Below are 18,241 nucleotides of genomic sequence, written 5' to 3'. Positions count from 1 at the left end.
TTACGTTATTAACGTAATGGTGCGGTTGAGGAGTTCTTGCCTCTTCGCACCATCAATCAGACTGATCTCGATACGGTCTGGGTGCATTTCAAAGATTCCGGTGGCGAGGGTCTGACCGTAATCGTCACCATTTTCTTTTGGTGTACGGAGGATTTCGCGACCTTCTAATTCATCAAACAGGATATTAGTCGGATCGCCATCTCTTAGCACCCCCGCATTGTTCAATTCTTCTGCTCTTATCTGCCGGTTTGTTGAGGACGAGGTAATGTCCTGTTCTTTTTGTTTTTCGCTTTCATGGATCAAATGGTTCGCGTGTACATAAGAAGTGTTGGTGATTTCCTCAATGCTGCATCCACTGGCAGGCGCTTCGATAGAAAACAAACGGCCGGTTTTGGCGCATCCAATATTGTGGTGGAAGCCGGAGGCACGATCAGCTCGTTTTACTATATCAAACACCTGATCCAGATTTTCAGCGTCAAGAACGGCTCTGGTAATAATGTGCCGTGGAACACCTGGTTTCAGGTCTGCAACACGGATGTTGTTAATGGTCTGAACAATTCCTGCAGCATTGGCTCCCATGCTGTGACCTGCGACAAGGCCGGGATACATGAAGCTCTCAAATCCCGGGGCGTCATCCGGTTTTACTCTTATCCAAGGGCAAATTCCCGCGAACTCTTCTGATCCGTCTTCGTTGTGAGCAATCAGAGTGGCATTGTTATCACCTTTTCGCATCATGACGGAGGTGCAGCCTTCAGATAAGGAATATGCCAAAGAGGGAGAGATGTCATCCGGCCAACGTAAATCTCCCCGGCAGTTCCAAAGGAAGACGCGTTCAAAATCGATGGAAAGTCCTTCCGCAAGGCCGCGTATTTCTTCCATATATGAAGAAGAAAACGCTGTCGCGGCTTCCATCATCTTTCGGATATACGCACTTCCAGACCACCGCTTTTCGATTTCAACAAATTCCTCTGAGTTTTCAGCGTGGGTTCGAACCAGTTCTTTTAATTCTGATCCTAGATGTTTTCCGATTTCAAACGGGGAGCCAGATGCTTCAATGATTTTCATTTTTTAAGTTCTTCAGTTGGTGGGATGCTGACTATATCAACTTATCTGTTGAAACGGGAAGGGGCTTTAGGCGTGGACCTAAACGTTCTGCTCGGTAAGGTACTGCCGCGAGGGCCCGCAGATGAATTGAACCTACTGTTGGATCGAACTGGACCTTTTACATTTCTTTGTTGTAAGGGAACTAAAGACCCTGTGGGCGCATGCTTCTGGTAGAAATCTCTCCTTGGAATATCCTGGGCTGCGTTTTGTGCAGGTACTATGCTCTTATCAGGCATCATTTCCATTCCCACCCCAAATTCATTTTGAAGGATGTCACTGGAGGCAATGGATACGCCTGTTACGAGTATTAGTATAATATTCATGATTTCTTTACATTATGGTTAACATAATATTAATGATGTATTATCAGAGCTCTAGTGTACGATAAAAATTCAATTCCACCCGTTTGAGTATGTTTTTTTTGTTAAAAAATGAAAAAAATTTTACTTTATACCCTGTTTGAGGGGTGAAGATTGTTGTGTGCTTTGCTATTAATTCACTCAAATGTGAATAGTTTGTCCGGATTTCAGTATCTGGACCTTATTTGAGTGAGGTTACCATGTCAGTAATTGATGCTTTGAAAAACGAAAAAGTACTCCTCCCCGTTTCTTCTATCGAAGGTGCTACTCTAACCCAAAACGGGTCTGACCTTGTCATTTCTTTTGGTGAAGGTCAGGAAGAAATTAAAGTAGAAAACTACTTTGTTTCTGCAGCATCAGAGCTTCCGGCTCAACTTACTCTGAACGATGGTACTGTCATTTCCCTCGATGAAATCCAGTCTCTTATTGATGCACAGGCGCTTGGAAATGTGGCTCCAGCTGCTGGTGGTCCTGGTGCAGGTGGCGGAACCGGTGGTGGTGCCGGCTTTGCGGCCAACGAACAAGAAGGTATCGGCGAAGGTATTGGAATTGATGGTTTGCTGGAAGGTACAGGCCTTGAATTTCCAGAGCCAGTAGGCGGTCCGGACGCGCTGACTGTCGAAGAAGAAGAAGAAGAGACTGTTGTCGTTTCTGAAGTTCCTTGTGAAAAAGAGTTTGAAACTAAAGTTGACGCTTACCGCGCGGCTTTCCGCGGTCAGCCAGAATATGACACACCTGTTGATTTTGTGACTTACGAGGATGGTGAAATTGTTGCTGGTGACAGTTCAAGTTACGCTTATCTGAGTGAAGGGGAGCAGCAGGGCAACGATAAGATGGATGCGAGCACCATTGAAGATGGTGGCGAAACCCTGATCGGTGACATGTATTATGAGTCCGATTATTTATCCGCAAGCCTTGATATTCAAACGTCCAATTCGAAACCAGGCGCGTTTAATGATGATATTACTGCACTCCAAGGCACTAAAGTAATTGTCGGCGACGTTTATGACGATGCTACAAGAGGGTATTCTTCACAAAACCCAACCATCGATAATGACGTTCACATCTATGGTTCTGATACGCCGTCATTTAGTGGGAACGAAGCCAACTCAATGGATGATAGCCTTGTCGGTGGTGCAAATACTGAAATTATCGTAGGCGATATCTTCCAGAAAACAGGTGGCTATCGCGACGGTGGTGAGGTTGACATCAGTGCGTCAACATATATCGATGTTGAAAGCGAAGAGGCCAACAACAACCGTGTCTCTATGAATAGCGATATTATTGATGGTTCCGCATCTGAGAAAAGTCAGGTGCTTGTTGGTGATGCTGCAATCATCGGTGACCAAGAAGGCAATGATATGAGCTACGGAACACCGGATATGAGTCTGACAGCGGACCTGTATATCTATAGCTCAGATGGTTTGACTGCGAGTAACAATGAAATACGTGCGTTCGATGATCTAATCATCGGTGGCAATCAAAGTGACTTGATCGCAGGTGATGCATTTGTTGCCAATACTGGTGGTGACGGTGGCGGTGATGTGGAAATGGATTTCACAGGCGATGCAGGCAATAATTACGGTTACCCAGACAGAAACAATGCTGAGGAGAATAATACATTCTCTGGCTTCAACGATGTTATCGACGGCCGTGGTGGTTCTGATATTATTTCCGGTGATGTGATCGTGACTGACCTTGGTTCTGACTATGGTCAAGGTGTTGAAGTTGAAATGGACATCGATGCTGAGTTTAATACGCACGATTATTACTACTACGACAACATGTATGGCGATGACTTCATGTATGGTGGCGAAGCAGACTCAGCGAAAAACAACACAACACGTGCTTACAACGATACAATTCGCGGTGACGACATTTCAGAGACTGGTGAAGGCTATTCTGACCTTCTCGTTGGTGACGTAATTGCCATCTCTGAAGGCTGGGTTGATGTCAGCTTCGATGCGACTCTGACTGATGGCATGTATGGCGGTTATTACGGATCAGGCGAAATGATGCCTAATACTGTGGATAACGGAAACCGTATTGAAGCGTGGAATGATGCTCTGATCGGCGGTGCGGGTAATGACATTATGATCGGTGACGCGCTTCTCGTGTCCGGTTCTGGTGAGGCTACGATTACTATTGACGTGCGCGGTACTGGTAATACAGACGATAAGAGCCTGTTTAACGACTACCTCTGCGCCGGTGACGGTGATGACATTCTTTATGGTGACTTCGTAGGTAACTACAGAATTAATAGTGGAGAACAAGACGGGCCATATCGCTATATGCCGTTCAATGAAGATCCTAACGCTATCATGTTTGCGGATACCCTTCATGGTAATGATGGTAACGACACCCTGACCGGTCAGCTGGGTGATGATACCCTGACAGGTGGTGCCGGTGCTGATACCTTCCGTTATGAAGGTAGCGATGACTGGAACTACGACATGTATCCTCCTAAATTTGCAAAAATTGGGGATGGTGAAGAAGGCGAAATGGTGAAAATCCAGCCAACTGTGAATAACGAAAGCGTTTTCATCAGCGAGGGTCACGATCTCATCACAGACTTTAACGCTGCGGAGGGCGACGTGATTGATCTTGATACCCTGTTTGATAACTTGGGTATCGAAGGGAATGAGGATCGCGCCTCACATGTCGAAATTGAAGGCAATGTAATCACGATTGAAAATCTCGATAACTTCTCTATCACTGTACAGGGCGATGACCTGCCTGATAGCGGTTTGGAAGACTTCACATCAGATCAGCTTGCACAACTTGGTATTGTTGTTTCTGACGTAAGCTAATAATCAATTTTAAAAGAACCCGCCGTCTGGCAGTATATGCTGACGGCGGGTTTTTTTGTTTAGGCGGGGGAAGTTAATTAATGTCGGATGTTTCAGAACTGTCTGCATTAATGGAAGCTGGACAATGGGAAAAGGCAGAAGAAATATGCGTGAAGTCCATCGACAGCGGCAAACCCTACCGTTTTCAAGTGGTCATTGATTATGTAGATGTCGCAAGGCGCCTAAATCATCAACTGGAAGCGATATCCAGGCTACAAACCCAAAGTTCTAAATATCCACAAATTGCCGGATTTTATGATGAGCTTGGAAAGCTCTACTGGTCGCTAAACGAACGCGCTAAAGCGATTGAATTTGCTGAAAAAGCCGTTCGAAGAAGTCCTGAAACAGCAGCTTATTACAATAGCTTGGGAAATTATCACCGCTATAGTCAAAATTATAAAAAAGCGGATTACTGTTATCGCAAAGTGATCGCCCTTCTACCGGAAAATAGCCAAGGCTATATCAATCTGAGCCGTGTATTAATTGACAATCAGCAGATTGATGAAGGGATAAAGTATTTTAAGGAAGCACTGCTTTGCTCAAGGGATGATCAAGAAAAACTATCTATTCTTTATGGATCTATAGTTACATCTTTACTGGACAAGAACCTGGGCGAAGACGCTTTATCTGTTTTGGATAGCGCCGATAAAGACATCCAGAAACAGGCTTATTATCTACAAGCCAAAGCAAAATGCCTGGTTCACTTAAACCGTTTAAAAGAGGCGGATGAAGTACTGAAACAAGCTCTTGTTCTGGCACCTGACAATGAGGAATTACTCAACGATCAGGGATTATTGCTTAGGAAAGTTGGTCGGCCTGGTGAGGCGGAAGAAGCCTTCGAGAACGTTCTGAAACTGGATAAAACCAACTATGAAGCCTGGCTAAATCTTGGCAATCTATACAAATCTTTGGATCTCGATCATAAGGCGACAGAAGCGTTTAAGCGTGCCTATGAGATCTGCCCCAACGAAATTAGTGCTATTTGTAGTTATGCGCGGCACAAGTCCTTCGTTAAGGGCGATCCTGACATAGAAAAAATCCGAAATTTTCTGGTCCAAAAAGGCTTAACGGAAAAACGCCAAAACCACCTTAAAATTGCTCTTGCAAAGGCGTTGGATGATATCGGGGAACATCGTGAAGCCTTCCGGTATTGCCACGAAGCAAATCAGTATATGAAAACGCAGGAAGATTTTAATATCGAGGCACATCGTCAACGCATTGTGAGCCTTTCCAAAACTTTTAGGGAGAAACGACTTCCTTTAGATACGGCGAGCGAGCCACTGCCACGCCTTTTGCTGGTTACCGGTATGAGCCGATCCGGGAAAACTCTGGTGGAAAAGGTTTTGCGTCAATCCCCTGATGTGGTTGCGTTGGGAGAAGACCGGATGTGGTTTGAAGAAATGTTGGCGCTGTCACGGAAACTTAAAAATCGGTCTAAACCACAGGCTGTGGGAACAATTCCTCGGGATAAGCTGGAAGAAATTACCCGAAATTATCTGAACCGCTTGCTTGATATACACGGGCCTGCAAAGGTTTATGTGAATACGCTTCCAAGCAGTTTCATGTTCATCGCTCTGATGTTTAGTGTTTTTCCAAACTTTAAGGTTATCGATTGCAGACGTGATCCGCTTGATCAAGTGATTGAAACCTATTTTAAACACTATGAAGAAGGGAACGGTTATTCCACTGATCTCAGTTGGTCTGGAGAGTACTGGTTCCACTACCGCAGCTTGATGGAACAATGGCATCAGCTGTATGGTGAAAACATGATGACAGTTCGGTATGAAGATCTGGTGACCAAAACCGACGAGATGATTGAGAAAATATTTGATTTCAGCGATGTTGGTGTTCCGAGAGATATGAGCGAGATCGCCTTCAGTTCGTCCCGCATAGGTAAATGGAAGAATTATGAACCCGAAATGCAGGATGTAATTACCGCTTTTGCGAATATTCAAAATGCCAAGACTGACTAGTTTGTTTCGCCTTGGGTCACTGTGACCATCATCTACTTGTAAAGGTTTCAGATATAATTAGTGTTTCTTGTAACGCGTTAAACTGAACAAATTAAATCGTTAAAGGGGCATCACATTGTCTAGTGAACAGGATACACATAATCATAAAGCTGGTCTGGTATATGACCAGCTTTGTGCGAAGACTGACGGGTTGGAACCCACGCCAACAGCGGTTGTCCACCCATGTGATGAAGCGTCTTTGGGCGGTGCTATTGAAGCGAAAAATCGTGATCTGATTGATCCCATCCTGATTGGACCTGAAGAGAGAATTCAGGCGGTTGCCAAAGAGTACGATATCAATATTGAAGACTGCCAAATTGTAAATACAGAGCATAGCCATGCCTCCGCCGAAAAAGCGGTGGAGTTGGTGAGGGAGGGGCGTGCCGCTGCCCTGATGAAAGGTGCGCTTCACACAGATGAAGTGATGTCAGCAGTTCTCGACAAGACAAATGGCCTTCGTACTGAACGGTGGATGAGCCATGTTTTTGTCTTGGACGTTCCGCGATATGCCAAGCCTTTGTTGATTACGGATGCAGCGATCAACATTGCGCCAAATCTGGCCGTTAAAGCGGATATTGTGCAAAACGCCATCGATTTGGCTCAAGCCATGGGAACGGAATGTCCAAAAGTGGCGATATTGTCTGCCGTTGAAACTGTGAACCCAAAAATTCCTTCCACAATTGAGGCCGCCGCGCTTTGTAAAATGGCCGACAGAGGGCAGATCACAGGTGGTGTTTTGGATGGACCGCTTGCCTTTGACAATGCCATTTCCAAAAGAGCCGTTGCAGCAAAGGGTATTATTTCAGATGTAGCAGGGGATGCAGATATCTTGATCGCGCCAGATCTGGAGGCGGGAAATATGATCGCCAAGCAATTGATGTATCTTGCAGGCGCGGAATCTGCTGGTATCGTTATCGGTGCGCGTGTTCCCATTATGCTAACCAGCCGTGCAGACGGTGAAAAGGCGCGACTTGCGTCCGCCATGGTGGCAGAACTTTACGCGACCTGGCAGGCGTCATGAGCCATTTCCTGACTATCAACGCGGGATCCTCTTCCTTAAAGTTTGCGATTTATGAGGCGGAGGAAAAAGACCAACCCCTGTATAATGGCCAAGTTGAGGCTATCGGGCTTACGCCGAAGTTGATCGTTAATCGGAATGATGAGAAAACCATCAAGAAAGTTGAGGCCCAGACAGCGGCTGAGGCTTTAATGGCGATCTTCACTTTTATAAAGGATGAGCTACCTGATCTGCAAATTTCTGCTATCGGGCATCGAATTGTTCATGGCGGAATTGAATTTGAAAAACCTGTGAAGATTAATGCTGAAGTCATTGATAAATTAGAAGAATTGTCACCCTTGGCACCCTTACACCAGCCTCATAACCTAGCGGCTGTTCGTGCTTCAATCGCCGAATTTCCAGAAGCCGTACAAGTAGGATGCTTCGACACTTCCTTTCATCGGGGACATCCATGGGTAAATGATACCTTCGCTTTGCCAAGGCGTTTTTATGAGGCAGGGGTGAGGCGTTATGGCTTTCATGGGCTGAGCTACGAATATCTTTCGGCAGAAGTTGTGAGGCGTCAGCCGGAACTTGAAAAAGGTCGTCTTGTCATTGCGCATCTTGGAAGCGGGGCGTCCCTCTGTGCCATCCGCCAAGGACAAAGCATTGGATCTACAATGGGGTTTTCAGCGCTTGATGGATTGCCAATGGGAACCCGAAGCGGACAAATCGATCCCGGTGTTCTGTTGTATTTGATGGAGCATGAAGCCATGACGGCATCGGAAATTTCAAATCTCCTCTACAAGGAAAGTGGTTTGAAGGGGCTTTCTGGGATTTCCAGTGATATGCGTGCGTTGGAGCAGTCCAACGATGTGCACGCAAAAGAGGCTATTGATTATTACGTCTTCCGTATCCAGCGTGAAATCGGGGCAATGAGCGCTGTACTTCAAGGAATTGACGCGATCATCTTCAGTGGAGGTGTCGGAGAAAATTCAAGTTATATCCGGTCGAGAGTTATGGAAAAACTGGACTATCTTGGTTTTCAACTGGATGAAGAGAAAAACAAAGCAGGGAAATATGACCTCTCAGGGGCAGGGGATAACAAAATTTATCTGCTACCTACCAATGAAGAGCGGGTGATCCTTGAGGCTGTAAGAGATCAACTTTCCTAATAAACGCACATTGTTGTGAGTTGTCCCGGGTGGAGATGGCTGCTACCTTTTTCAAAAATAACGAGAAAGAGGCTGTCATGTCCCATACTGTGTATCTCTACTGGTCTTTCAGATCCCCATATTCATATCTGGCAATGCCAAAATTGATGGCATTAAAAGAAAACTACGATGTGGATATCGTTGTCAGACCGGTGTTCCCGATTGCGATCCGCAAAGCAGATTTCTTTGAAAAAGTGGATCCACAGTGGATCCCTTATCTGGTACGGGACTGTAAACGTATTGCGGATATGCAAGGTATTCCGTTTGTGTGGCCAAATCCTGACCCGATTGTACAAGATATCGAGACCCGAAAGATCTCAGACGATCAGCCATATATCTTCCGCCTTACAAATCTTGGAATTGCAGCTTCCCGGAAAGGGAAGGGACTAGAGTTCCTAAATGAGATCAGCAGTCTGATTTTTAGCGGGACGGCGGATTGGGATAAGGGGGATTACCTTAAAAATGCAACCTCAAGGGCCGGGCTTGAACTTGATGAACTTGAAAGTGAAATAGCACAGAACAAGGAAAGTATAGAGGCAGAGATAGAGGCAAATCAGGCTGCACAGAAAGAAGCAGGCCATTGGGGCGTGCCATTGATGGTTTACAAGGACGAACCTTTCTTTGGTCAGGATCGGATTGATGTTCTGCTCTGGCGGATGAAGCAAGACGGATTAAAAGAAAAATAGGCTTAGCTCACTTGATGCAGTTGCAAGTCATTCCTATATGTAATTGACAATCATTCCTAACTAGAGTAGGGTGATGTCAGGTTTTAAGGGATTTGACCGAATGTATGTCTGTATCTGTAACGCTGTCTGCGACAAAAGAATTGAAAATGCCATCACAGAAGGAAATCGCTGTAGCGATTCCGTATACAAAGCATGTGGGGTAGAGGCGCAGTGCGGGTGTTGCCGCGAAGAAATTGAGGACATGATCGACCATCACGAAAAGGGTCTTGCCATGTCCTCATTATTAGCTGCTGAGTAACAACCGCGCATTTAATTCTTTAGCTGTCTTCACCTTCGAACATATGTTCCTGCAGGTAATTTTGAATACCTACACCATCAATCAGACCTTCCTGAGTTTCGATCCAATCAATATGTTCTTCTGTTTCGTCCAGAATTTTCTCAAATAATTCGCGCGATACATAGTCGCGGTCTTTTTCACAAAGCTCGATTGCGTCCTTCAGGTCTGCCTGGTTCGTGAGTTCCAGCCCTTTGTCCGCGCTAAACATTTCCTGAACATTTTGGCCGATTTTAAGTTTGCCAAGATCCTGCAGGTTGGGAAGACCATCCAGCATTAAAATGCGGTCTACAATCCAATCGGCATGTTTCATCTCACCGATAGACTCTTCATAGATTTTATGAGCCAGTTTCTTGTAACCCCAATCTTTCAGCATCCGGGCATGAAGAAAATACTGGTTGATAGCTGTCAGTTCGTTTTTAAGGATGCCGTTTAAGGCCTTAATAACATCTGGGTTACCCTTCATAAATTCTCTCCATGTTAGCAATAGAATGGGATTTGGATGCTGGCATACATATTCCGACCTGTAAATTGTAATATTTATGATGATATAGGGCAGCTATATATTTGGAAAATAGGATGAAATGAAAATTCTGCGTCTGTTCTTGAGTTGAACAGCCAACCCTTGTTCCCAGAAATAATTTACTATAAAACATTTGTTGACTAACAGTATTTGTACCGTGTTTCCGTAAGTAACAGGGACACATATGTAAAACAGGAGGGGAAATGCCGAAAGCAATCAGGCATTATGTTCGCTGGGTAGATGCGTTTAACCGTACCCTTGGCCGGATAATGATGTATTTCATTTTCGTAATGGCTGCGATTTTGTTGTGGTCCTCTTTTTCCAAAACCTTCCTGTTACCATCACTTTGGACGTTGGAAATGGCGCAGTTTGCCATGGTCGCCTACTATATGCTGGGTGGGCCATATTCCATTCAAATGGGATCTAATGTTCGGATGGATCTGTTTTACGGTGAATGGACGGACCGCAAAAAGGCATGGTTTGATGCCTTTACCGTTATGTTCCTTATCTTCTTCTTAGGTGTCCTTTTGTATGGCGGTATCGATAGTACCTCCTATTCACTGCAATATGGAGAGCGGAGCAATTCCGCATGGCGACCTTATTTGTGGCCCATCAAAGTAGTCATGTGTTTTGGCATTTTTCTGATGATTTTACAGTCCATTGCCGAGTTTTTTAAAGATGTAGCGCGTATCCGGGGGACACAGATCTAATGTCATACGAGTTGATTGCCATTTTGATGTTCTCCACCATGATGCTGATGTTGATGACAGGTCAGCGGGTGTTTGGTGCCATTGGCTTTGTTGGCGTACTGTCTGCCTTGCTCCTATGGGGAACTGGTGGCAGTGATATTGGTTTCTCCGCGGCCATGAAACTGATGAAATGGTATCCGCTTCTGACCCTGCCCATGTTTATTTTTATGGGTTATGTGTTGTCAGAATCCAAAATTGCCGATGATCTTTACAAAATGTTCCATGTGTGGATGGGGCCTGTCAGGGGCGGCCTTGCCATCGGAACCATTCTATTGATGGTCCTGGTATCCGCGATGAACGGTCTGTCGGTCGCTGGTATGGCCATTGGTGCCACTATTGCCCTGCCTGAACTGTTGAGGCGTGGGTATGACAAACGCATGGTGACAGGGGTGATCCAGGCGGGCTCCTCGCTTGGTATTCTTGTTCCACCATCTGTTGTTCTGGTGCTTTACGCGATGATTGCGCGTCAGCCAGTAGGGCAGTTGTGGCTCGCGGGTGTTATTCCTGGCCTCATGATGGCGGCGATGTTCATTCTGTATGTTGTAATCCGATGCCGTTTGCAACCTGAACTCGGGCCTGCTCTTCCAGCGGAGGAGCGCAACATTCCCATGTCGGAAAAGCTTCGGCTTTTGCGAGCGGGGCTGCTGCCTCTCGGTATCTTCGCGGCCATGATGGTTCCGTTTGTTAATGGGTGGACCAGTCTCGTTGAAAGCTCTGCTATTGGGGCAGGGACCGCATTTGTCGCGGCAATCTTAAAAGGTCGCATGACGAAAAGCGTGTTCGAAGTTTCTGTCCGTCAGACGCTGGCAATTTCCTGCATGTTTATGTGGATTATTTTGGCTGCTCTTGGCTTTGGCGCTGTTTTTGATGGGCTAGGGGCCGTAAAGGCGATCAAACATTTGTTTACTGAACAACTGGGGCTGGAGCCATGGATGATCTTGGTGCTGATGCAGTTGTCGTTCATCGTTATGGGTACGTTCCTTGACGATACCGCCATGCTGGTGATTGTTGCACCGCTTTATGTGCCGCTGGTGAAGGTTCTCGGTTTTGATCTGGTGTGGTACGGTGTTCTTTATACGATTACGACACAGATTGCTTATATGACGCCACCATTTGGATATAATCTGTTCTTAATGAGGGCTATGGCTCCGCCAGAGATTACGCTCAAGCATATTTACAGCTCGATTGTACCGTTTGTGGCTGTCATGGTCGTCGCGTTGGTCATTGTGATGATCTTCCCGGAGATTGCGCTGTGGCTGCCTGAGTATGTGTATTCAAAATAATTAAGGGAATGGGACACGCCTGAAGTAATTGGGCGAACTACAATAGGACTAACAGAGGAGGTCTTTATGACAAACAGACGTAAGTTTTTAACTGGTGCCGCGGGTGCAACTGCAGCAGCCGCTTCATTCGCAGCACCAGCCGTTCACGCGAAAAGCACAATTCGCTGGCGTATGCAGACATATGCGGGTGCAGCTCTTGCGGAACATGTGATCAAACCTGCTATTGACAGCTTTAACAAAGTCGCTGGCGATGAAATGCAGATTGAACTGTTTTTCGCGGATCAGCTTGTGCCAACAGGTGAATTGTTCCGTGCGATGCAGAAGGGCACAATTGATGCTGTTCAGTCTGATGACGACTCCATGGCGTCACCAACTGAAGTCACTGTTTTTGGTGGTTATTTCCCATTTGCCAGCCGCTATTCACTGGATGTTCCTGTACTGTTTAACCAGTACGGCCTGGATAAAATCTGGGATGAAGAATATTCAAAAGTTGGCGTTAAATGGCTGTCTGCAGGTGCGTGGGATCCATGTCACTTTGCAACAAAAGATCCAATTCGCAGCCTGGCTGATCTTAAAGGCAAACGCGTCTTTACATTCCCAACTGCGGGTCGTTTCCTTAGCCAGTTTGGTGTTGTACCGGTTTCTCTTCCTTGGGAAGACATTGAGGTTGCCGTTCAAACTGGTGAACTGGACGGTATCGCATGGTCCGGTATTACCGAAGATTACACTGTTGGTTGGGCGGACGTTACTAACTACTTCCTGACTAACAATATCTCAGGTGCGTGGGCTGGTTCTTTCTTTGCGAACATGGACCGCTACAACGAACTTCCACCACATCTGCAAGAGTTGCTGAAACTGACTATGGATAGCTCTCACTATTACCGTCAGTGGTGGTACTGGGGCGGTGAAGCACATCTGCGTACACAAGGCACAAAGATGCAGCTTACATCCATTCCAGATCAAGAGTGGGCAACTGTTGAAAAAGCGGCTCTGAAATTCTGGGATGAAATCGCTGCTGAATCTGAAACGAAAGCCAAAGTTGTTAAAATTCTAAAAGAATATAATGCAGCTATGGAAAAAGCAGGTCGTCCATACCGTTACGGATAAGGCTTGATTTGAGCGAATAGAAAAGCGCGCTTCGATGGAAGCGCGCTTTTTTAGTGTAAGAAACTCACAGTAAGATTTTTAAGGAAGGTTCTGCTCGTCTGAGCTTGTGCCGGATCCAGTACCTCCGTCGTCGCCTGACTCGCCAGCTTCACCGCCGTCATCGCCATCGTCACCAGACTCGCCGCCTTCGCCGCCGTCATCACCATCATCACCTGACTCACCACCGTCGTCGCCGCTTTCACCGCCTTCGCCGCCGTCACTATCGCCGTCGCCGTCACCGCCTTCACCACCTTCGCCGCCGTCGCCGTCGCCATCACCGTCGCCGTCACCATCTCCATCGCCGCCTTCACCGCCTTCACCGCCTTCACCGCCTTCACCATCGGCAAAAGTAAGGGGCTCTTTGATATTAGGTCCGTTATCGGAAAAATCTACAGTGATTGGAGACAATGCGAGCGTGAGGGCAAGCACGCTGGTGCTGCTGATGCCGCCAAGTAGTTTGAAAAGTTTTTGCTTATCTTCCATTAGGGCTCTCCTTAATAGTGATCCACCGCCCAAGGTGTTTTCGTTTCGATCTATATAAGGACAACACGTAAGGTCAGATTTTATTCCAAAAAAATTAGGTCTCTGCCCACATTCTTTGCAAATTGGCATAACTTTTAAAGGCAAGATCGGTTTCTGGTGCACTTTTATCTGTTTTATGCAGTGCCCGACGGACCTTATCTATATCGTGCAGAATTTCCCGCTTTTGCGGGTCCCGAATATAACTTTCAACCCAAGTGACTGCGACAAGACGCTCCCCTTTTGTAACAGGTGCAACGCGATGCAATGTAAGGGAAGGATAGGCAACCGCACATCCAGCGGGAAGTTTGATCGTTTGAGGACCGAACGGGCTTTCCATTTCAAGTTCGCCGCCCTCATAGTCATCAGGATTATTCAAAAACACGGTTACGGAAACATCTGTTCTTGATTTTTGAATCCCCCCCATAAGGGCATCGTCAACGTGATACCCATATTCCATGCCTTCGGAATATCTGCTGATGAGTGGGTTTCGTACTTTTTTTGGAAATGCAAACTTTTGAAATTCATTGGACCCACGAAGCCGATCTATAACAAGCTTATTGAGCTCTTTCTTGGCATCCGATCCGCTTTCCATTTGCTCATTATTCTTAACCTGCTTGGCCCTGAAACCAGCAGTTTTCTTGCCATCAATAAAGGCGTCATCTTTGAGTAGACTGTGGATGTGCTTTAGATCAGCACGGCTTAAGATATTTGTGAAAATTTCCAGCATGTTAAATACTCACATTAACCCAGTTTCCATAAGCGTTCCGGCAGGCTGTAGACAGCGTTTTTGTTTGAAGTTTGTTATTGCGCCATACTTCCGTGATAAAAGATCGACAAAAATGGCCTGTAACACTTTTCCAGGTTTCTACAGGTGTAACAACGATCTTAACTTCTGGTGACAAAATCAGATCGCTGCTTTGTCCGCTGACATTTCCTTCAAGCGCTTTTTGAACAAGATCCTGACGGTCTTCGTTAGAAATAGTCCTTGGTTGTTCGGGCGCTGATGTAACACATGCAGAAATTAGAAATGTTAAGGGAAGAGTGATCGTCAATAGTTGGCGTATATTCATTACTGCCAACCCCTTGATATCATGTCTTGTTCTTCTTCCTCTGAAAGATTGTCACTAGAGCGTTCAGAGGATCCGGAGAAGCCGCTTTCTCCACCGTCGTCGTCTTCGCTTTCATCCTCATTTTCGTCATCATCTACTTCGTTGTCGTCATCATCGCTGTCGTCACTGTCGTCGCTTTCTCCGCTTTCTCCACTTTCTCCGGCATCTTCGCCGTCATCACCACTTTCGCCACCTTCGCCGCTATCACCGTCGCCATCACCATCACCGTCGCCATCACCATCACCATCACCATCGCCATCGCCATCACCATCGCCATCGCCGCCTTCACCACCTTCACCACCACTGGCATAGGCATAAGTGTCTTTAATCTCGAAGCTGTCATCATCGAAGTCGACGGTAATTGGCGATAAGGCGAGCATCAGTGCTAAAGAGCATGTCCCCAATGATAATCTTGCTTTAAAACGACCTAAAAGGTTTACTTTCATGTAACAATCCACTGTGGTTTTGGTTACCGCTATAGTCAGACAACACTTATGATCTTATTCTCATCCATTGGAATGTTAAATTTTTTAATTTTTTTTGGGAATATTTTTCCTTGTCAGGTGTTTTCTCAATGTAAGTGCCGTTAAGGGGGTATATGTGGAAGATCAGATACGTGAACAGATGATCGGGTATATACCCCGGTTGCGTCGTTTTGCGTTGACCCTCACTGGGCATGACGCAGATGCCGATGATCTGGTTCAAACTACGTATCTGAAAGCCATTGAGAACCTTGATAAATGGCAAGTTGGAAGTCGTTTGGATAGTTGGCTATTTCGGATCGCCCAAAATACCTGGCTCAATACAGTGCGGCACCGGAAGGTAAAGTCTGCTTTTATCGAAGAGAAAGAGTTTATGCAGGATAATAGCGTAGATGGAGAAGATGCTGTTATTCAAAAAAGCGAATTAAAACAGGTGGATAAAGGTGTGCAATCTCTACCTTCCGATCAGAAAACGGCACTGCTTCTTGTTGCGGTTGAAGGATATGGTTATCAGGAAGCCGCAGAGATTTTGGAAATACCTATTGGAACATTGACCAGCCGTCTGGCCCGAGCCAGACAAAATCTTTCAGAGATGAGATGATGGTGAATATGATGGATGATAAAGAGTTATTCGAAAAACTGTCTAAATTCAAAGATGGTGAGCTGACCGGTGAAGAAAGAAAGCAGATTGAAGCTGACCTTTCAGAGCAGGATCAGTTGAAAGAAAAACTTAGCCAAATAGAAAAAGCTGATGAGTTAGCTGCGCTTGAATTTGGCGAGATGCTGGACCAACCTGTGCCTCTTACTCATGTTTCCACCATCCATTCCGGCTTTGAGAAGAGAAAGAAGGCGCAACCTTTCGCAAATCATTGGCGGTCTGCAATCGCAGCATCATTGGTTTCAGTGCTATTCAGTGGTGTGATAGCTTTTTTCGCTTTTGACTATCATACCAATAATCTTCGGCAGGAAATCCAGCAGGCTCGCGTATCTTCCAATGCAATGCTCGCAAGTATGTTCCAGCAGGCATTGGAAGGGCGCTCCAGCGGACATGCTCTTCTTTATAACGATCCGATTACTCAAATCTCATTCGAGTTTAAGCCGGTAAAAACCTATAAAAGTGCCTCTGGCCATTGGTGCCGCGAGTTTGAAGAACGTATTGAACAAGATGGAAGTTTTGAAATTCGGCAAGGCATAGCTTGTCGGGAGCAGCAGGGACGCTGGTACCGGCTGAAAACGACGATCAATGGTGAGATGTCACGCCTTCTGTAAATATAGTGAAGTAGCCATCAGGAGTATTTTGGCTAATGGCTACTGTGTTTATATGGTCTAGTTTTCTCTTTTTTCCTCATGAGAAGAAGGAGCAGGACCAGCCTGTGTTGGTGGTTGAGGTGGTACAGGTAACTGGCCAGCTAATTGATCGTAACCGCCATACTCAAGGATGAGTTGTAGAAGATCTCTTGGCAGATTAGTTCTTTGCTCTAACCCTATATTTGCATTGGCATTTCGGTACAAAACCATCATAAGTTTTTGATGTAGAACGGTCGTCTTCCGCAGAGCAGTTTTTAATCGCTCCCCAATGCCTACATCTGGCAGGTTCCCTCCATAAATACAACGTATAATTCCGGAAACTTTGTTTAGATGTGATCCCAGAAAAGTAAGATATTGAATGTTTAAATTTGCATATCTATTGAGGTCGTTCCCTTCAACGGTGGGGTTTTCTTGAAAATTCATCATAAAGCGTCTGAATAACTCGTCATCAGACAAACTATTACAATGATCCAACCATAGGATTATTCCGTTCAGAATATCTTGCACATAATATTCGGCATTCATCCCAATGATAACATTGTAAGCCGCATCACTTCTTAAAAGAACAGGTGATCCTGAAGGAAATTCTTCATTTGAAGCAGGGCCACCATCATTTTCTGCGTCTGTGTTTTCCGCTCCGTATGCGAGGATCCTAAGTATGGTGTCTCCTGGTGAGGCCCCATTCGCCAGGTGTTGAACGACATGTTGCATTGGGGGTCTTGCCGGGCCTTTGAGGGCATTTCTAATATCTTTGATAGTGAGAAGCATAATTAATTCCAATTTCACTTAAAAATAGAATTTCTTGAATGACTATTAGATATGCACGTTTACCGAGAGTGGAATGATACTGAAATAAATTTGCAGACGATGGTCGGTGAAATGAGCCAGGTTTTGTTTCTTAAACCCATAGAAATACAGGAGTAAACGTTTTCGCTATTAAGAATTGAATTAAACGCAAATTTTGCTGGCTGATTATCAGGCAAGTTCAGGCATTTATTTGTTGATCAAGTAGCTTTTAAAGAGAACAAAGCGGGTTTCGCTAACCTGAACGAGATAAGATTGACATTAATGAAATGGTTTAAACGGTAAAGTTTTATATATTTTTTAAACTATATTTAATTAGCATATCAATAATATTCTCACTCTAGCAAGGGTGGAGCTTGATGGACTTAATGTTATTAAGGGCTAGGTGTTGGTATGAGCGATGAAAAAACTCCTAAAGGGGAGCAACCTCTAGACATTGAAATTCTTGCATTTAGTCGAGATGGCCAAGATAAAACGGTATTAGAAGGAAATGAGGAGAATGGTAACATTTCTCAGGCTTCAACTACAGATTTCTCCCTCTCAAACTTGCATACTGGCAGTAAAGATAATTATGAAAATTCGGTGGAAAATACCGAATTTGGTAGCCAGTTCTTAATTGACCAGCGTCTTGCTGAAGAGCATTTCCAAAACCCACACAACATCGATAAAGAGAGTTCAGCATTTTCAAGCCAAGATCATTTAGTTTTTGAAGCTGACTTTGACGATGACAATTTTCTGGACCGCAGGGAAAACAATTAAG

The 18,241-nt window shown here is 45.3% G+C and carries 19 protein-coding genes; 12 read left to right on the top strand and 7 right to left on the bottom strand.

Features of this window, described 5'->3' with window-relative positions; all coding sequences use genetic code 11:
* Complete coding sequence (locus tag GUA87_RS11825; protein ID WP_193716754.1) at positions 1–1,065, bottom strand: C45 family autoproteolytic acyltransferase/hydolase; 1,065 nt, start codon at positions 1,063–1,065, stop codon at positions 1–3.
* A gap of 598 nt (positions 1,066–1,663) precedes the next feature.
* Between GUA87_RS11825 and GUA87_RS11820 the strand changes: the two genes are divergently transcribed.
* From GUA87_RS11820 to GUA87_RS11795, 6 genes are all read left to right on the top strand, one after another.
* Positions 1,664–4,273: a calcium-binding protein gene (locus GUA87_RS11820; protein WP_193716753.1), complete on the top strand. Its 2,610-nt coding sequence runs from the start codon at positions 1,664–1,666 to the stop codon at positions 4,271–4,273.
* An 80-nt stretch (positions 4,274–4,353) separates the two neighbouring features.
* Positions 4,354–6,285, top strand: coding sequence for a tetratricopeptide repeat-containing sulfotransferase family protein (locus tag GUA87_RS11815; RefSeq protein WP_193716752.1), 1,932 nt, complete (start codon positions 4,354–4,356; stop codon positions 6,283–6,285).
* A gap of 115 nt (positions 6,286–6,400) precedes the next feature.
* Positions 6,401–7,345 (top strand): bifunctional enoyl-CoA hydratase/phosphate acetyltransferase, encoded by a 945-nt coding sequence (locus tag GUA87_RS11810; protein ID WP_227711840.1) that lies wholly within the window; start codon positions 6,401–6,403, stop codon positions 7,343–7,345.
* The gene (locus GUA87_RS11805) at positions 7,342–8,496 is read left to right on the top strand and encodes an acetate/propionate family kinase (RefSeq protein WP_193716751.1); all 1,155 of its coding nucleotides are present in this window, start codon (positions 7,342–7,344) and stop codon (positions 8,494–8,496) included. Before GUA87_RS11810 ends, GUA87_RS11805 begins: the two co-directional genes overlap by 4 nt.
* A 35-nt stretch (positions 8,497–8,531) precedes the next feature.
* A complete protein-coding gene (locus GUA87_RS11800; RefSeq protein ID WP_227711839.1) occupies positions 8,532–9,221 on the top strand; it encodes a 2-hydroxychromene-2-carboxylate isomerase in 690 nt (229 codons plus the stop codon).
* Between the two features lie 73 nt (positions 9,222–9,294).
* A complete protein-coding gene (locus GUA87_RS11795) occupies positions 9,295–9,519 on the top strand; it encodes a bacterioferritin-associated ferredoxin (protein WP_227711838.1) in 225 nt (74 codons plus the stop codon).
* A gap of 19 nt (positions 9,520–9,538) precedes the next feature.
* Here the strand turns inward: GUA87_RS11795 and bfr are convergent, their stop codons facing one another.
* Positions 9,539–10,021 (bottom strand): bacterioferritin, encoded by a 483-nt coding sequence (gene bfr / locus GUA87_RS11790; RefSeq protein ID WP_193716750.1) that lies wholly within the window; start codon positions 10,019–10,021, stop codon positions 9,539–9,541.
* Positions 10,022–10,281: 260 nt separating this feature from the next.
* Between bfr and GUA87_RS11785 the strand changes: the two genes are divergently transcribed.
* The 3 genes from GUA87_RS11785 to GUA87_RS11775 all read left to right on the top strand — a co-directional run bounded on the left by GUA87_RS11785 (position 10,282) and on the right by GUA87_RS11775 (position 13,217).
* Complete coding sequence (locus GUA87_RS11785; RefSeq protein WP_193716749.1) at positions 10,282–10,788, top strand: TRAP transporter small permease subunit; 507 nt, start codon at positions 10,282–10,284, stop codon at positions 10,786–10,788.
* On the top strand, positions 10,788–12,110 hold the full coding sequence (locus GUA87_RS11780; protein ID WP_193716748.1) for a TRAP transporter large permease: 1,323 nt from the start codon (positions 10,788–10,790) through the stop codon (positions 12,108–12,110). Before GUA87_RS11785 ends, GUA87_RS11780 begins: the two co-directional genes overlap by 1 nt.
* A 66-nt stretch (positions 12,111–12,176) precedes the next feature.
* The gene (locus GUA87_RS11775) at positions 12,177–13,217 is read left to right on the top strand and encodes a TRAP transporter substrate-binding protein (RefSeq protein WP_193716747.1); all 1,041 of its coding nucleotides are present in this window, start codon (positions 12,177–12,179) and stop codon (positions 13,215–13,217) included.
* 78 nt (positions 13,218–13,295) lie between these two features.
* Here the strand turns inward: GUA87_RS11775 and GUA87_RS11770 are convergent, their stop codons facing one another.
* The 4 genes from GUA87_RS11770 to GUA87_RS11755 all read right to left on the bottom strand — a co-directional run bounded on the left by GUA87_RS11770 (position 13,296) and on the right by GUA87_RS11755 (position 15,333).
* Positions 13,296–13,739, bottom strand: coding sequence for a hypothetical protein (locus tag GUA87_RS11770; RefSeq protein ID WP_193716746.1), 444 nt, complete (start codon positions 13,737–13,739; stop codon positions 13,296–13,298).
* Positions 13,740–13,833: 94 nt separating this feature from the next.
* Positions 13,834–14,505, bottom strand: coding sequence for a Fe2+-dependent dioxygenase (locus GUA87_RS11765; protein WP_193716745.1), 672 nt, complete (start codon positions 14,503–14,505; stop codon positions 13,834–13,836).
* A 1-nt stretch (position 14,506) separates the two neighbouring features.
* Complete coding sequence (locus GUA87_RS11760) at positions 14,507–14,848, bottom strand: hypothetical protein (protein ID WP_193716744.1); 342 nt, start codon at positions 14,846–14,848, stop codon at positions 14,507–14,509.
* On the bottom strand, positions 14,848–15,333 hold the full coding sequence (locus tag GUA87_RS11755; RefSeq protein WP_193716743.1) for a hypothetical protein: 486 nt from the start codon (positions 15,331–15,333) through the stop codon (positions 14,848–14,850). The genes GUA87_RS11760 and GUA87_RS11755 overlap by 1 nt, the downstream gene beginning before the upstream one ends.
* Positions 15,334–15,487: 154 nt before the next feature.
* Here GUA87_RS11755 and GUA87_RS11750 point away from each other — a divergent pair, with 154 nt between their 5' ends.
* Both GUA87_RS11750 and GUA87_RS11745 read left to right on the top strand, forming a co-directional pair.
* A complete protein-coding gene (locus tag GUA87_RS11750) occupies positions 15,488–15,970 on the top strand; it encodes an RNA polymerase sigma factor (protein WP_193716742.1) in 483 nt (160 codons plus the stop codon).
* A complete protein-coding gene (locus tag GUA87_RS11745) occupies positions 15,967–16,638 on the top strand; it encodes a hypothetical protein (RefSeq protein ID WP_193716741.1) in 672 nt (223 codons plus the stop codon). Before GUA87_RS11750 ends, GUA87_RS11745 begins: the two co-directional genes overlap by 4 nt.
* A gap of 57 nt (positions 16,639–16,695) precedes the next feature.
* On the opposite strand, the gene GUA87_RS11740 is transcribed toward GUA87_RS11745, so the two are convergent.
* Positions 16,696–17,445 (bottom strand): hypothetical protein, encoded by a 750-nt coding sequence (locus tag GUA87_RS11740; protein ID WP_193716740.1) that lies wholly within the window; start codon positions 17,443–17,445, stop codon positions 16,696–16,698.
* 429 nt (positions 17,446–17,874) lie between these two features.
* Between GUA87_RS11740 and GUA87_RS11735 the strand changes: the two genes are divergently transcribed.
* Positions 17,875–18,240, top strand: coding sequence for a hypothetical protein (locus GUA87_RS11735; RefSeq protein WP_193716739.1), 366 nt, complete (start codon positions 17,875–17,877; stop codon positions 18,238–18,240).
* Position 18,241 lies beyond the last annotated feature (1 nt).

Origin of the sequence: Sneathiella sp. P13V-1 (genome assembly GCF_015143595.1) — a bacterium.
Classification (GTDB): domain Bacteria; phylum Pseudomonadota; class Alphaproteobacteria; order Sneathiellales; family Sneathiellaceae; genus Sneathiella.
The sequence above is the reverse complement of the archived record's forward strand: the minus strand, read 5'-3'. Positions and strand labels throughout refer to the sequence as shown.